The following is a 15,655-nucleotide window of genomic DNA, read 5'->3' as shown; positions in this document are numbered from 1 at the left end:
CCGGACCGCCCCACCCCGGCGTCGCCGACGTCGGCCTGACCGAGCACATCGGGGTGCGCGACTGACACCGCACCCTCGAACCCCTGACCGGCCCCCCTCTGGCGTCGCTGCCGAGCTGCCCCGTCGGCGGGGCAGGTCTCATGGACGGGGCAGCTCGACAGGCCCGACGGCCTCAGCGCTCGACCGCCCCCGCCGGGAGCGACTCGGCAGCGTCGTCACGGGCCGACGCGGCGGGAGCACCGGACACGGTGTCGGCGGGAGCGGCGTCCCCGCGCGCGGGGTCAGTGGGGGCGGAAGCATCGGGGGCGGGGAACCAGAGGCCCGCGACCAGCCCCCGTGGCTCGCCGCCGCGCATGGTCAGCCGCCCGTCCGAGGCGTCGACCAGCACGGCGACGATGGTGAGGCCCAGCCCGGCCCCGTCGACGTTCTGCACCTCCGGGGCCCGCCAGAACCGCTCGGTCGCCTGGCCGAGCTGGCTCGCCGTCATGCCCGGCCCGGTGTCGCGGACCTCCAACGCGGTGCCGTCGTCGTCGTGCCGGACGGTCACCGTCACCTCGCCACCGGCGTCGCTGAACTTCACCGCGTTGTCGATCAACGCGTCCAGGGCCTGGTCGATGGCGGTCGGCACGGTGCGCGCGTACGCCGGAGCGTCCTCGACCACCAGCCGCAGGGCGATGCGGCGGTGCCGGGCCAGCGGGTCCCAGGCGGCGACCCGGGACGCGGCGACGGCCGCCGCGTCGACGGTGACCCGCTGGTTCTCCCGCCGTTCGGCGCGGGCCAGGGTCAGCAGCGCGTCCAGCACGAGCGCCAGCCGGTCGGTCTCCTCCAGGGCCAGTTGGTGCTCGGCGCGCCCGTCGGCGTCGGTCAGGCTCGGCCCCAGCTCCTCCACCCGCAGCCGCAGCGCGGTCAGCGGGTTGCGCAGCTGGTGGCTGGCGTGCGCGACGAACGCCCGCTGCCGGTCCATCACGTCGGAGACGACGTCGGCCATGTGGTTGAAGCTGGCCGCCAGGCGGCGCAGTTCCGGCGGGCCGAGCCGGTGCTGCACCCGCGCGCCCCGGTCCCCCTCGGCGATCTCGTGGGTGACCGCGTCCAGCTCGGTGACCGGGCGCAGCACCCATCCGGCCAGCCCGAACGCGGTCAGCACGCAGGCCAGCACGGCGAGCAGCCCCGTGCCGGCCAGCGCCAACCACCACACCGTCACGGCCCGCCGGACCGCGTCCGCGGGCGTGGTGATGACCACCGCCCCGAGCACCTCGCCGCCGTCGTTGATCGGCACCGCCACCACGATCGGCCCGTCGACCCAGGGCCAGACCGACTCCGGCCCGCTGGCCTGCTGGCCGGAGAGCGCGGTGTCCAGCGCCTCGTGCGAGCCGGGGGCCGGCTGCCAGCTCTCCGAGGCCGCCACCGTCCGGCGGTCCCGGTCGACCACCGCCGCGCCGATGCCGTACAGGGCGTCGTAGCTGCGCAGCTCGTTGTCGAGCGGGCCCGGGGTGCCGCCCCGCAGCGCCGGCCCGGCCAGCGAGGCGAACCGGGTGGCGTCGGCGAGCCGGTCGGCGCGTACCCGGTCGGTCTCCCGGGTCGCCAGGGTTACCGCCAGCGGGGTCTCCAGCGCGATCAGCACCAGCACCATGAGCAGCAGGTAGCTGATCACCAGTCGACGTCGCACGGCGTCACCTCACTCGCCGCGCAGCCGGTAGCCGACCCCGCGTACGGTCTCCACCAGGCCGGGGTCGCCCAGCTTGCCGCGCAGCGACCCGACGTGCACCTCGACGGTGTGCCCGTCGCCCCAGGTGGTGCCCCAGGCGTCGAGCAGGATCCGGTCCCGGGCGACCGCCACCCCGGGCTGCCGGGCCAGGGAGAGCAGGACGTCGAACTCCTTGCGGGTCAGCGCCACCGCCCGGCCCTCGACGGTGACCGTACGGGCGGCGACGTCGACGCGTACGGGCCCCACCTCGATCAGGTTGCGCTCCGGCACGGCGTGCGCCGCCCGGCGCAGCACCGCCTCGATGCGCGCCTGGAGCTCGGTCATGGAGAAGGGCTTGACCACGTAGTCGTCCGCGCCGAGCCGCAACCCGAGCACCCGGTCCCGTTCCTCGCCCCGGGCGGTGACCGCGATGATGCCGAGCTGGCTGCTGCGCCGCCGCAGCTCCCGGCACAGGTTGGTGCCGTCACCGTCGGGCAGGGTCAGGTCAAGCAGCACGAGGTCGCAGGGGGCCGCGCAGAGGGCGGCGGCGACGGTCGCGGCGTGCTCCACCTCGTACCCCCGGCGGGTGAGGGCGGCGGAGAGCGCGGCGGCCACCCGGCGGTCGTCCTCGACCAGCAGGATGCGCACCCGGGGCCCCCATTCGTCGGTCTGTCGAACCGAATGGTGGCAGAAGTACGCCCGCGACGGGAGAGCCGGCCCCGCACGGACCGCTCCCGGGGCGGGCCGGGTGAGCGGTCGGGGCGGCCGGGTGGGGCGGCCGGGGGCGCGCCGGCGGCGGGCCGGCCGGCAGGTCAGAGGCCGAAGACCTCGTCGGCCGTGGCGTCGTGGACCCCGTCGACGAAGCCCCGGAAGCCGGGGTCGTCGTGGCTGGCGGGCACGCTGGTGACGAGCTCGCCGGTGGCCTGGGTGACGGCGTCGACCAGGGGCGGGTAGTCGATCTCGGCGTCCGCGAGGGTGTCGTCGTCGGCCTGGCCGAGGTTGATCACGTGCTGCACGTCCTCGGCCGGCGTGTCCGGGTCGGCCGCCCACTCGCCGCCCGCCCGGTGGCACTCGTCGTACAGCGCCCGCTGGCTGTCGGTCCAGTCCTCGTCGTAGCTCTCCATCGCCATCCCTCCGCGACCCGCTGCCCCGAGCATGCCCGTAGGCGGCGGCCACCCGGGGCGGTACCGGGAAACCGGGACGGCCGCGGGCGGGACCGGCCGCGCGTAGGCTGCCCGGGTGATCTACAAGCTGCTCACCACCACCGAGTGGGACGACGCGCTGGCCGCGGGCCACTTCGAGGGTACGGCGGCGGACCGCCAGTCCGGGTTCGTCCACCTCTCCGGCGCCGACCAGGTGGTCGAGACCGCCCGGCGGCACTACGCCGGCGCCACCGGGCTGACCCTGCTGACCGTCGACCCGGACCGGCTGGGCGTCGCGCTGCGCTGGGAGCCGTCGCGCGACGGCGCGCTCTTCCCGCACCTGTACGGCCCGCTGCCGGTGCCCGCCGTCGTGGCCGCCGACGCGCTGCCCGCCGACCGGCCGGCCGCCGACGCGGTGGCGGCGCTGCTCGGCTGAGGGGTCGCTATGCTACGCCGAGTCCGCTCCCCCGGCCTCGCCTCCGCGCCCCGGGGCGGGTGTGGCAGAACCGATCCGCGCGATCGACGCCCGCCCGGCGTACGCCGACGTGGATCACCGACGGCGCGACGCCGCGCCCCGAGCCATGCGAGTTGAAGGATGACTGACAGCAGTTCCCTGTCCCCCTCCGTCTTCGTCCACCCGACGGCCGACGTCGAGGAGGGTGCCCGCGTCGGCGACGGCACGAAGGTCTGGCACCTGGCCCACGTCCGGTCCTCGGCGCAGGTCGGCGCCGGCTGCGTCATCGGCCGCAACGTGTACGTCGACGCCGGCGTCACGGTCGGCGACCTGGTGAAGATCCAGAACAACGTCTCGGTGTACCAGGGCGTCACCATCGAGGACGAGGTCTTCGTGGGTCCGTGCGCGGTCTTCACCAACGACTTCCGGCCCCGGGCGCAGAACCCGGACTGGACGATCACCCCGACCCTGGTCCGCAGGGGCGCGTCGATCGGCGCCAACGCCACTCTCGTCTGCGGCATCGAGGTCGGCGAGTACGCGATGATCGCGGCCGGGTCCGTGGTGACCCGGGACGTGGCGCCGTACCAGCTGGTCGCCGGCAACCCGGCGCGCCCGAAGGGCTGGGTCGACGAGCGCGGCGAGGTCGTCTCGCGGGACGTGGAGAACCCGCCGCAGCGGGGCTGAACGGACGACGCGGGGGCGGTGACCGGCACCACCGGTCACAGCCCCCGCGTCGACGCGTCAGCCGCAGAGCCGGTCGACCTCCGTCCGGAACCGGTCCATCGCGTTCGGCTCGTCCGGGCCCAGCAGGTACGTCTTCAGCTCCCGGCGCGCCTCGGTCATCGGGTCGTCACCGGCCCGGGTCACCGCGACGATCTTCGGCAGCTCCCCGCAGTCCGCACCGAGCAGGTACGCGGCCCGCGCGGTGGGGTACCGGCGGCGGAACTCGTCCTCGGGCAGTCCGGCCGGGTTCGCCACGACGTACGGCCGCTGGCTCTGCATGAAGTCCGAGACGACGCTGGAGATGTCGCTGACCAGCAGGTCGGTCTGGTTGAAGCAGTCGAACAGCCCCGGCGCCCGGCCGGTGACCACGAGGTGCGCGTCGCCGGCCAGCGAGGTCGCGTCGCTCTGCCCGCCAGCGGCCCGGATCCGACGGACGATCCGGTCGTTGGCCGACCGGGCCTTCGCTGACCGGCTGCCGGTGAGCGGGTGCGGCTTGTAGATCACCCGCACCCCGGGGGTCGCCAGCAGGCCGGCGACGATCCGCTCGCCCATCAGCACGACGGAGGTGTGGTAGACCTCCTCCTCCAGCCAGCCCTCCCACGTCGGGGCGTACAGCACGGTGAACGGCCGGCCGGTGGCCGTCGAGCCGAAGGTGTGCACGCCGGCCAGCTGCGGCCGGCCGATCTCGATGATGTCGCGGTCGAGCACGCCGACGCCGCTGAGGGCGTAGCGTTCCCGCCCCGCCGGACCGGCCACCCAGACCTCGTCGTACACCTTGCTGTAGGGGTTGACGCTGGCCTGCTTGTCGCTGTCGCCGTGGCCGACGAAGACGTGCTTCACGCCGGGCTCGCGCAGCAGGTGGATGTTGGCGCCAACGTTCGCCACGTAGAGGGCGGCCCGGAGGCTGCCCAGTTCGAGGTTCATGAAGTCGGTGCCGGCGGGTACGCAGACGACCGGCAGGCGGGTGTCCGCGAGCGCCCGGAACGCCTCCTCCTGGCGCATCAGCACCACCGCCCGGCGGCCCGTCGCCTCGACCGGGGCGAGCCACATGTTGGCCTGGTAGACGTCCTTGACCGGGCCGGCGAAGTAGAGGGCGAGGTCCGGCTGTTCCCGGGCGAGCCAGCTCTGCACGACCGGCAGCGCCGAGGTGGCCCGGCCCCGCCCGCGCAGCCACGTCAGCGCGAGCACGGCGGCGACCAGCGCCCCCGCCACCAGCGTCACCGCCGCGGTGAGCACCACCGGCGCCACCTCGTCGGCCAGCACCGCGACCACGGCGGCCGGTACCAGCAGCAGGTTCAGCAGGGGCAGTCGCTCCCCCTCGACGGCGACGGCCCAGGCCGGCGGTCGGGACGCCCCGGAGGACCGCCCGAGGTCGATGTTGCGGACGAAGGCGACGGCGGCGGCGCCCCGATCGCCGAGGCGCGCCAGCACCCCCGTACCGAGGGCGAGCGCCAGCAGCACCGCGGGCAGCAGCAGGACCAGGACCAGCGCCGTCGGGCCGGGGCGCAGCGTCGTCACGATCAGCAGGACGACCGCCAGGTCCCGGGCCAGGTGCCGGTGGAGCTGCCCGATCCCGGCCTTCTCCAGCAGTTCCCCGCCGGCCGGCCGGCGCAGCAGGGTGAGTTCGCCACCGATGGCGACCAGGCCGGCGAGCGCGAAGGGGACCACCCAGCCGAGGGCCCCGGCCAGCACCATGACGGCGTACGACAGCAGCAGCGCGCCGATGAGCCCGGCGTCCGGCTGCCTGCGCAGTTTGCTGAACAAAGACACTCTCCCCTGTCGATCACCGGCGAATCCGGGCAGGTGCGACCTTAACGTGGCATGTCCTTCGAGTATTGCCGGGGTGTCGCGTGGCCCACCGGCGGGCGGCGCGCCGGCCCACGGCGGCACCCCGCTCGACGCGACGGGGCCCCGGCCGTTGTCGACCGGGGCCCCGTGACGCGACGGCGGATCAGCCGCCGATGACCACCCGCCGTACGCCCGCCCAGCGGGCCGGGTCGGTGACCCGGCGGCCGTCCACCAGGACGGTCACGCCGGGCAGGTCGGACGGGCTGAGGGCGCGGTACTCCGCGTGGTCGGCCTGCACCACGGCCGCGCCGAGGGACTCCCCGGCGTACGGCGGCAGGCCGTGCGCGGTGAGCTCCTCGGCGGTGTACATCGGGTCCGAGACGTACGGGCGGGCGCCCCGCTGCCGCAGCGCCTCCACGGTCGGGAAGACACCGGAGAAGGCGGTCTCCTTGACCCCGCCCCGGTAGGCGGCGCCCAGCACCAGCACCCCGACGTCGGTCAGGTCGCCGTACGCGGCGGCGAGCAGGTCCACCGCGTACTCCGGCATGGCCGCGTTGGCCTCGCGGGCGGAGCGGACGACGGTGGCCGCCGGGTCGTTCCACAGGTACATGCGGGGGTAGATCGGGATGCAGTGCCCGCCGACCGCGATGCCCGGCTGGTGGATGTGGCTGTACGGCTGGGTGTTGCACGCCGCGATGACCTTCGTGACGTCCACGCCGACGGTGTCGGCGAAGCGGGCGAACTGGTTGGCCAGCCCGATGTTGACGTCCCGGTAGGTCGTCTCGGCCAGCTTCGCCAGCTCGGACGCCTCGGCGGAGCCGAGGTCCCACACGCCGTTGGGGTGCTCCAGGTCGGGCCGCTCGTCGAAGTCCAGCACCGCCTCGTAGAAGCGCACGCCGTGCGCCGCCGACGCCTCGTCGATGCCGCCGACGAGCTTCGGGTAGCGGCGCAGGTCGGCGAAGACCCGACCGGTGAGCACCCGCTCGGGGCTGAACACCAGGTGGAAGTCCTTGCCCGCGGTCAGCCCGGAGCCCTGCTCGAGCATCGGCGCCCAGCGGTTGCGGGTGGTGCCGACCGGCAGGGTGGTCTCGTAGCTGACGAGGGTGCCCGGCTTCAGGCCGGCGGCGATGGCGCGGGTCGCGTCGTCCATCCAGCCGAAGTCCGGCACGCCCTCGGCGTCCACGAAGAGCGGGACGACCACCACGACCGCCTCGGACTCGGCGACCGCGGCGGCGGTGTCGGTGGTGGCGGTCAGCAGCCCGGCGGCCACCGTCTCCTTGAGCTTGACGTCCAGGTCGGTCTCGCCCGGGAAGGGCACGGCCCCGTCGTTGACCAGCCCGACGACCCGCTCGGAGACGTCGGCACCGATCACCCGGTGGCCCTTCGTGGCGAACTGCACGGCGAGCGGCAGGCCGATCTTCCCCAGCGCGACGACGCAGATGTTCATGGAACTACTTTCCTCCTAGTGGAAGCCTGCGCCGCAGGCGGGCCACCACCCGGCGCAGCGTCACCGGCGAGACGGCGATCACCAGGTGGCCCTTGTGGTTCGTGGTCGTGGTGAACACGTACAGCTGTCCGCCGTGTCGGTGGAGCACCCGCTGCCGGACCGGCGGACGTGGCCCGCGCAGCGGGGTGGAACCGCTCTCCCCGGCCGCCACGGCGGTGACCCGGACGGTCCGGGTCCGCCCTCCCGGCGGGAGGCCGGCGAGCAGGTCGACGGCCCGGAACGTGACCCGGACGGTGGTCCCCAGCGGGTCCTCCGTCAGGCCGGTGACCGTGCCGGCGGCCGAACCCACCTTGAAGGTGAGCCCGCCGTCGGCGAGCTCGGCGAGCTCCGGCCAGGGGCTGCGCGCGACGACCGTCAACGTCCTCTCCCCGCCCCGGTCGGGGGACCAGGTCGCGGAGACCGCCTCCAGCCGGGCGAGCCACTTGGGGTCGGACCGGCTGACCTCGAACCACTCCTCGGACAGGGCGGATCGGGGGTCGCCGAAGCCAGGGTACAGGGCGTACCAGCGCTCGTCCTGCACCACCGTGGGCGGCAGGCCCTCTTCGACGTCCTGCCTGATCACCGCGCGAAGGTCGGCGAGCGACCCGAGCCAGGCGGCGCCGATACGGACCCGGGCGGTGACGCCCAGCCGGTTCCGGATGGAGTCCGTGAGGTGCTTGCGGGCCAGGTTGGCCACGCCCGCGCGGACCTGCTCCTGGACGTCGGGCTCCAGCGTGAGGAAGTCGTCCTGGAGCAGCTTGGCGATCTCCCAGGTGAAGTGGCGGTACAGGACCGCGTCGCGCCGCTCACCGGGCTCGATCAGCTCCGCCACCACCTCGACGACGCGCTCGACGCCGCGCAGCCGCGCCAGGTGGTTGCTGCGGTAGGTGATGTTGCCGGCGTTGAGCCGCTTGACCGCGTAGTAGTAGTCGTAGTCGGCGAGCACCGAGATGCGACCGGCCCGCAGGCAGGCCTCCAGGGTGAAGGGCTGGTCGCTGCCGACCGGCATGTCCTCCGGGAAACGCAGCCCGTGCTTCTCGATCAGGTCGCGCCGGAACAGCTTGGTGTTCGACAGGGCGAACGGCAGCGCGGAGGCGAAGAGGTCCACCTCGTCGCGGGTGCTCTCGAAGATCGCCTGGTGGACGTAGCGCTCGTTGACCCCGACCATCCGGCCGAGCAGCACGTCGGAGCCCCACTCGTCGGCGGCGGCCACCATCCGGGCCAGCGCCTCCGGCCCGAGGTGGTCGTCGGCGCCGATGAACAGGACGTACCGGCCGGTGGCGTGCTCCAGCGCCCGGTTGCTGGGGGCGGCGGGGCCGCCCGAGTTGGCCTGGTGCAGCACCTTCACCGTGCCCGGGTACGCCGCCGCGAAGCGGTCCAACTCGGCGCCGCTGCCGTCGGTGGAGCCGTCGTCGACCGCGACGACCTCCAACCGGTCCAGCCCGATGGTCTGCTCCACCAGGGAGGTCAGGCACCGGGTGAGGTCCGGCATCGTGTTGTAGACGGCCGTCACCACCGTCACGTCGGGCGTGGTCACGCGCCGACCCGCAGGGCTGGCGGCTCGGCGCCCGGGGTGGTGTCGTCGCCGCCGGCGCCGCGACCGGCGGGCAGCAGCCGGGAGTAGACGCCGTCCAACACCCGCGCCTGCGCCTCCCACGTCCACGACTCCAACAACCCCGGACGCTCGTACACCTCCCGATAACGCCCCGGATCCGCCAACACACCCCGCACCACCCGCACGAAGTCCCCCACATCCTCCGCCCGGAACACCTCACCCTGACCCGTCGACCGCACCGTCTCCGCCATCGTCCGCACATCACTGACCACCAACGGCAACCGCGCATGCGAATACTCGAAGAACTTCGTAATCAACGCGATCTCATGATTCGGCCAATGATGAATCGGAATGACCCCCACCGAAGCCCCCGACAAGAACGGCACCACCTGATGATGCGGCACGTACGACAACACGTGCACCCGCCCCGCCACACCCAACTCCCCCGCCCGCACCACCAACCCCTTCACGTACGCGGAGTCGGGCTTGTTGACCACGAAGGCGACGTGCGTGTCGGGCAGCTGCGGCAGCGCCTCGACCATGACGTCGAGGCCCCGCCGCGCGGCGGCCACGCCGCTGTAGACCAGCAGCGGCACGTCCGGCCCGATCCCGCACAGCTCGCGGATGTCCGGGGCCGGCTCGTCGCCGGGGCCGGGCAGCTCGGCCAGCGCGGGGGCGTTGAGCACCACCTCGGGGCGTTCGGCCAGGCGGTGCTCCTGCTGCAACAGGTCGGCCAGCCCGCCGGAGACGGTCATCGCCGCGTCGGCGTACGGCACGAACTCCCGCTCGTGCGCCATGTTGCCGGGCAGCCAGCGGACGTTGTCGCGCCACGCCTGCACGCCGGGCAGGTACTCGTGGGCGTCCCAGACGACCGCGATCCGGCGGCCCTGGGCGGCGGCGCGCAGCTTGGCCCGCGCGGCCACCCCCAGCATCCGGAAGTCGTTGGCGTGGATCAGGTCCGGCCGCAGTTCGTCGACCGTCGGGCCGTAGGCCAGCTCGTAGTCCCACAGCCCCGGCTCCAGCCGCCGCCAGGCGCCGTCGCCCTGCACGGTCTGCCAGAACTTCGTGTACGCCCGGTCCAGCGGGCCGTCGAGCTTCTTGCGGCCCTGCCGGGACCGGGTGAGCTGCCAGTGGCGCAACGAGACCCAGCGGCGGGCCACCCCGGCGGCCAGCTCCTCGGCGCGCAGCGCGTGCCACCGCAGCGGTGACGGGCGGCGGGCGCCACCGTCGCGCGCGGCCACCGTCAGCGCGGCCCGCCGGAAGGTCAGGTCCGCCCGCCAGGCCTTCATCGCCTGGCTGCGGTGCGCGGCGATCCCGGTGGGCGGGTACGCCAGCGGCCAGCGCAGCCAGCCGCGGCGGAACTCGTGCCGGCGCTTGGCCAGCGGCTCGGGCATCGGCAGCAGGCGCACCTCGGCGTCGCCGAGCCGCCAGCTCTGGGAGCGCCCGGCGGCTGTGCGACCGAGCAGGACGACCTCCCAGCCGGCGTCGGCGGCCGAACGGGCGGCCTTCTGGACCCGGGAGTCACCGTTGACCCCGTTGTCGACCAGCATGACAACACGCCCCCGGGCGCCGGCGCCGCCGTTCAGCCCCATCGTCTGCTTCTCCGCCTCTGCCCGGTGCCGTCCGGCCGGGTCACCCGGCCCGGATCCCGAGCGATTGTACGAGACCGCCGGCCGGCGGTCTCGCACCATGGATTGTGGGAAAGCGCGGGTCGGCATCGCCTCCGCGCGCCCCGGAGCGTACCCTCCCCGCTGTCCGTCCCGGCGCCGACCGCGTCGTTGCGCACCCCGCGCGAGGAAACTGTCAGCCGGATACGTTCCGCCGGAAGTAGGGCGAGATGTCGAGTAACCAAACACGCGGTGCCGCGCCGGCGGACGGTCGGCCCGCCGCGCCCGACGCCCGGCGGGCCCGCGTCCGGCTGGTGCTCGGCCTGCTCGCCGCGGCCGCGCTCGGCAGCCTGCTGTGGTGGGGCCGCTGGGAAACCGCGCCACAGCACGCCTATCCGGACACCTACTGGTACGCCCGGCAGGCGGCCACCATGACCGGCACGCCCTCCGCCGAGGCGGACCGGTTCGCCGCCCGGCTGGTCTGCCGTAAGGGCATGCCGAGTCCGCGCCCGGGTGTCTCCTGCGTCGCCGCGACCCGGCAGTGGGCGGCCGACATGCCCCCGCGCTACCAGCGGATCTTCACCACCCGACCCGGCTACTCGCTGACCACGGCACCGTTCGTACTGGTCTTCGGGGAACGGGGCATGGTGCTGGCCACCGCCGCGCTCGCCGTACTGGCCGGCGTGTTGGCGGCCCTGGCGGTGCGGCTGCTCGGTGGAGGCCTGGTCAGCTCGCTCGCGGCCACCGCGCTGCTCTTCCTGCTGCCCACCGGCTTCTGGCTGAGCCGGCTGCTGGCCGAGGCCGGCGCGACGGCGTTCGCCCTGGCCGCGCTCTGCGCCGCCGTACCCCTGCTCCGGCCGGGCGGGACGGCGCGCGGCCGGCTGCTGCTCGGCGGCGCGGTGCTGGCGGGGCTGCTCGCCTCGACCGTCACCCGGCCGGCCACCGGCCTGCTGCTGTCGGCGGCGCTGACGGCGGTGTTCGCCGCGCTGACCCTGCTCCGCCGCCGCCGGGCCGGCTGGGAGCCGGGGCTGGTCGTGCTCACCGCCGCGTGTGGCGTGGCCACGGCGGTCTGGCTCGGCCTCAGCGCCGCGCTGGACATCCCCGGCGCGGCGGAGACGCTTCAGGACAAGTTCACCGTGCACTTCACCCGGCCGGACGTGCCCGACCCGTGGCCGCGCCTGGTGGAGCTGAACCGGGACTTCTGGCCCGCCCAGCTCAACGCCTGGTGGAACGGGGGCGCGCCGCTGGCCGCCTCGCCGTTCCTCGCCCTGCTGCTGGCCGGCTTCGCCGCCCTGTTCCGGGCGCTGCCCGGGCGGGCCGCGCTGCTCTTCGCCACGACCGGAGCGACCGGGCTGCTCACGCTGGTGGCCCACCCGAAGGAGTCCGAGGCCGACCGGCTGGTCCTGGTCATCTGGCTGCCGGTGGTGGTGGGCCTCGCCATGCTGCTGGGCAGACCCGCCCGGCCCGCCTCGGACTCCGCCGGCGAACCGGGGCAGCCCCCGGCGTAGGAACCGCCCGTCCGGTCAGCGGGTCAGCGGGCGGACGTCCCAGAGCCAGACGTCGTCGACGCGCCGGCCCGGACCGAAACAGGCGTCCAGCGCCGAACGGAGCGCCTCGGCGCGGGGATGCCGCGGCAGCGCCACGGCGTCCGCCCGCCAGTGCCGCACGTCCAGCTCCGCCTGCGCCCGTTCCGCGGGGGTGATGGTGACCGGTGCCGGGCGCCTGCCGGTGGCCACCTCCGTCAGCAGGGCCGCGGTGGGCCGGGGATCCACCCCCCACCGGCCGGTGTCGTCGGTGGGCGAGGTCGGTCCGAGGAAGTAGCCCTGCGGTACGGCGAAGCCGACGCCCCCGGCGGCGCCCCAACGCACCGAGGTCATGTTCTCCACCGGCACCGGCACGAGCGTCCGCCCGGGCACCACGTGGTCGCGCCATCCGCCGGCCGTGACGAACAGGGGCACCTCCGGGCGTCCCACGGCCGGCAGCGGGGTCGGCAGCAGCGGCACCAGGGCCACGGCCAGCGCCACCGCGACCAGCGGCCGGAGCGGTACGACGCCCACCCGGGCCGGGATCCGACCGGAGAGCAACCGGTCCACCACGATCGCGACGAGCACCCCGAGCGCGGCCGTGGTGATCAGCGCGAAGCGGGCCACCACCATCGCGTCGACCACCGGCAGGCCGTTCAACAGGCGGAACGGGCCGGGAACCCCGGGGCCGCGGACCGCCCAGTTGATCGTGTTGCCCAGCGAGAAGAGCGCGGCCAGCACCGCCGTGAAGCCCAGCACCCGGACCAGGTGCTCCCGGCGCAGCCAGGCCACCGCGGCGACCGCCAGCAGCACGAGCGGCCAACCGTAGAAGCTGGCCTCCTCGGTCACGTTGGCGGCCAGCCGGCGGTCACCCTGCGGGCCGCCGGCCAGCGATTCCGTCGCGTAGCTGAAGTAGGAGGCGAGCCGCAGCGCGTACTTGTCCGGGTCGGTGGGGTGGCCGCTGCGGTGCTGCGGGCCGAGGAACTGCATCCAGAGCGGGTACGCCGTCACCAGCAGGGTCAGCGCGCCGGCCACCCCCAGCACGGCCAGCGCCCGGGGGGCCGCCGCCAACGCCGCCCGGGGTCGGAACAGCACGTGCCCCAGCAGCGCCATCGCGCAGGCCAGGGCGAGGATGAAGAGGATCTCGACGCTGACGAAGAACTGCGCGGAGACCAGGCCGCCGAGGATGAGCCCGTCGCGCAGCGGACGCCCACCCCGGGTCAGCCGGGCCACCCGCCACACGATGAAGGGGATCAGCCACTGCGCGGTGATGTGCGGGTGACCGTTGCTGTGCGAGACCAGGGCCGGCGCGAAGGCGCAGCAGGCGGCGCCGACCAGCGCCGCCGCCCGGTTGCCGACCACGTGCCGGGAGAGCACCCAGTACCAGGCGAGGCCGGTGCCGGCCAGGTTGAGGGTCATCAGCACCAGGTACGACAGCGCGGCGCCGCCGAGCAGGGTGACGGGCGCGAGCAGCACGCCGGGCAGCTGGATGCCGACGTTGGTCATCAGGTTCACGCCGTCGGGCGCGTTCTGCAACCGGGTGAAGAAGGGGTTCTCCAGGTTGGCCACCGCGTGCGCCGCGTGGGCCAGCATCCACTCGTTGAAGTCCTGGTCCGCCGGCTGCGCGCCGAGCACCCGGCCGCGCACGTCCCGCCAGCCCCGACCGGTCACCCAGAGCGCGCCGGCGAGGAGGACGAGCACGGCGACGAGGTCCGGCCGGCGTCGGCGCGGCTCCCGGGGCGGATCAGCCGGCGCGCGCTCCTCGGCGGCGTCGGTGGACAGGTCGGTCGCCGGGGGTTGCGCTGCGGTCACGGTGCCCGATCCTACTCATGGCGACGTGCTCCACAGTGCCCCCGCTCCGGCCGCGTCGCCGCCCGCTGCGCGCCCCGTCGCCGCAGGCGGCCGGACCGTGCGGTCAGACCCCCACCTGCCGGGACGGGTCGGCGGCGGAGCCGTGCGTCGGGGCGGGCGGGTGGTCCGGCAGCAGCCGGGAGTAGACCCCGTCCAACACCCGCGCCTGCGCCTCCCACGTCCACGACTCCAACAACCCCGGACGCTCGTACACCTCCCGATAACGCCCCGGATCCGCCAACACACCCCGCACCACCCGCACGAAGTCCCCCACATCCTCCGCCCGGAACACCTCACCCTGACCCGTCGACCGCACCGTCTCCGCCATCGTCCGCACATCACTGACCACCAACGGCAACCGCGCATGCGAATACTCGAAGAACTTCGTAATCAACGCGATCTCATGATTCGGCCAATGATGAATCGGAATGACCCCCACCGAAGCCCCCGACAAGAACGGCACCACCTGATGATGCGGCACGTACGACAACACGTGCACCCGCCCCGCCACACCCAACTCCCCCGCCCGCACCACCAACCCCTTCACGTACGGGGCGGCCGGGCGGGGCACGACCAGCGCCACGTGGGCGTCGGGCAGTTCGGTGAGCGCCTCGACCATGATGCCGAGGCCCCGCTGCTCGGCGGCGGCGCCGCTGTAGACCAGCAGCGGCACGTCCGGCCCGATCCCGCACAGCTCGCGGATGTCGGGCACCCCGGCGCCGGCGCCCGCCGCGTCCGCGCTGCTCGGGGTGTTCAGCACGACGGTGGGCTGCTCGGGCAGGTGGTGCCGCTCGCGCAGCAGGTCGGCCAGCCCGTCGGAGACGGTGAGCACCGCGTCGGCGTACGGGGCGTACTCCCGCTCGTGCGCGGTGTTGGCCGGCAGCCACCGGGGGCTGTCGTTCCAGCGCCGGATGCCGGGCAGGAACTCGTGGGCGTCCCAGACCAGCGCGACGCGCCGGCCCTTGGCGGCGGCCCGCAGCTTGGCCCGCGCGCCGACCCCGAGCATCCGGAAGTCGTTGGCGTGGATCAGGTCCGGCCGCAGCTTGTCGACCACCGGCCCGTAGGCCAACTCGAAGTCCCACAGTGCCGGGTCGAGCCGTCGCCAGGCGCGGTCGCCGGCCACCGTCTGCCAGAACCGCGTGTAGAGCTGGTCCACCGGCGTGGCCAGGCCCTTGCGTGCCTCCTGGGCCCGGCTGAGCTGACGGCGCCGCAGCGACACCCAGCGGCGTGACACCTTCGTCGCCAGCAGCTCACCGCGCAGCAACTGCCGGCTCAGCGTCAGCCCGGCGGAGGAACGCCCCTCCCCGCGGGCCTGGCTCAGCGCGCCGAGCCGCGCCTCCAGGTCGGCGCGGCGGGCGCGTACCTCCTGCTCGCGGCGGGCCGCGATCCCGGTGGGCGGGTAGGCCAGCGGGCCGCGCACCCAGTGGCGGCGGAACTCGTGCGGTGGCCGCGCGAGCGAGGTGGTCATCGGCAGCAGCCGGACCTCGGCCCCGCCGAGCTGCCAGGTCTGCACCTTGCCGGTGGCCGAGCGGCCCAGCAGGACCACGTCCCAGCCGGCCTCGGCGGCCGAGGCTGCGGTCTTCTGCACCCGGGAGTCGCCCTCGACGCCGTTGTCCACGAGCATGACCACCCGGCCACGGGTGGCGGGGGCGGCCGGTCCGGCGGCGCCGTCGGTCATGGTGCCTCCTCGTTCTGTGCGGCCCCGTCGGGCCCCGGCGAGTGTACGGCAGCGGCAGTTGCCCGGAACGCCACGACTGCCGGTGCGTCGGGGGCGACCGACGGCTGTCGACCCACCGGCCGCAGCATCGTCGGCGGACGCGACCGGCCGGGGCACTAGCATGG

General features: G+C 74.5%; 12 protein-coding genes. 3 read left to right on the top strand and 9 right to left on the bottom strand.

Going from position 1 to position 15,655, the window contains the following annotated elements:
- Positions 1-172: 172 nt before the first annotated feature.
- The 3 genes from ACTMS2_RS17690 to ACTMS2_RS17680 all read right to left on the bottom strand — a co-directional run bounded on the left by ACTMS2_RS17690 (position 173) and on the right by ACTMS2_RS17680 (position 2,808).
- Entirely contained in the window at positions 173-1,666 is a 1,494-nt protein-coding gene (locus ACTMS2_RS17690) for a sensor histidine kinase (protein WP_441176356.1), read from the bottom strand.
- Positions 1,667-1,675: 9 nt separating this feature from the next.
- Positions 1,676-2,332: a response regulator transcription factor gene (locus ACTMS2_RS17685; RefSeq protein WP_441176355.1), complete on the bottom strand. Its 657-nt coding sequence runs from the start codon at positions 2,330-2,332 to the stop codon at positions 1,676-1,678.
- Positions 2,333-2,496: 164 nt separating this feature from the next.
- Positions 2,497-2,808 (bottom strand): hypothetical protein, encoded by a 312-nt coding sequence (locus tag ACTMS2_RS17680; protein WP_441176354.1) that lies wholly within the window; start codon positions 2,806-2,808, stop codon positions 2,497-2,499.
- Between the two features lie 115 nt (positions 2,809-2,923).
- Here ACTMS2_RS17680 and ACTMS2_RS17675 point away from each other — a divergent pair, with 115 nt between their 5' ends.
- Positions 2,924-3,262, top strand: coding sequence for a DUF952 domain-containing protein (locus tag ACTMS2_RS17675; protein ID WP_089001171.1), 339 nt, complete (start codon positions 2,924-2,926; stop codon positions 3,260-3,262).
- Positions 3,263-3,421: 159 nt separating this feature from the next.
- Positions 3,422-3,964, top strand: coding sequence for an acyltransferase (locus ACTMS2_RS17670; RefSeq protein WP_441176353.1), 543 nt, complete (start codon positions 3,422-3,424; stop codon positions 3,962-3,964).
- 57 nt (positions 3,965-4,021) lie between these two features.
- Here ACTMS2_RS17670 and ACTMS2_RS17665 read toward each other — a convergent pair whose 3' ends face one another.
- From ACTMS2_RS17665 to ACTMS2_RS17650, 4 genes are all read right to left on the bottom strand, one after another.
- Positions 4,022-5,767, bottom strand: coding sequence for a CDP-glycerol glycerophosphotransferase family protein (locus ACTMS2_RS17665; RefSeq protein ID WP_441176352.1), 1,746 nt, complete (start codon positions 5,765-5,767; stop codon positions 4,022-4,024).
- A 187-nt stretch (positions 5,768-5,954) separates the two neighbouring features.
- Entirely contained in the window at positions 5,955-7,238 is a 1,284-nt protein-coding gene (locus ACTMS2_RS17660) for a nucleotide sugar dehydrogenase (protein WP_441176351.1), read from the bottom strand.
- A gap of 4 nt (positions 7,239-7,242) precedes the next feature.
- The gene (locus ACTMS2_RS17655; RefSeq protein ID WP_441176350.1) at positions 7,243-8,814 is read right to left on the bottom strand and encodes a glycosyltransferase family 2 protein; all 1,572 of its coding nucleotides are present in this window, start codon (positions 8,812-8,814) and stop codon (positions 7,243-7,245) included.
- Positions 8,811-10,382, bottom strand: a complete 1,572-nt coding sequence (locus ACTMS2_RS17650) for a glycosyltransferase family 4 protein (RefSeq protein ID WP_441176490.1) — start codon at positions 10,380-10,382, stop codon at positions 8,811-8,813. The genes ACTMS2_RS17655 and ACTMS2_RS17650 overlap by 4 nt, the downstream gene beginning before the upstream one ends.
- A 287-nt stretch (positions 10,383-10,669) precedes the next feature.
- Here ACTMS2_RS17650 and ACTMS2_RS17645 point away from each other — a divergent pair, with 287 nt between their 5' ends.
- Entirely contained in the window at positions 10,670-11,947 is a 1,278-nt protein-coding gene (locus ACTMS2_RS17645) for a hypothetical protein (RefSeq protein ID WP_441176349.1), read from the top strand.
- 15 nt (positions 11,948-11,962) lie between these two features.
- Here ACTMS2_RS17645 and ACTMS2_RS17640 read toward each other — a convergent pair whose 3' ends face one another.
- A complete protein-coding gene (locus ACTMS2_RS17640; protein ID WP_441176348.1) occupies positions 11,963-13,774 on the bottom strand; it encodes a hypothetical protein in 1,812 nt (603 codons plus the stop codon).
- A gap of 103 nt (positions 13,775-13,877) precedes the next feature.
- Positions 13,878-15,437, bottom strand: a complete 1,560-nt coding sequence (locus ACTMS2_RS17635; RefSeq protein ID WP_441176489.1) for a glycosyltransferase family 4 protein — start codon at positions 15,435-15,437, stop codon at positions 13,878-13,880.
- Between the last annotated feature and the right edge of the window lie 218 nt (positions 15,438-15,655).

The sequence above is a fragment of the Micromonospora sp. SD12 genome, from assembly GCF_052068495.1.
GTDB lineage: Bacteria > Actinomycetota > Actinomycetes > Mycobacteriales > Micromonosporaceae > Micromonospora > Micromonospora echinofusca.
Note: the sequence above shows the minus strand (reverse complement) of the source record. Positions and strands in the feature narration are given on the sequence as shown.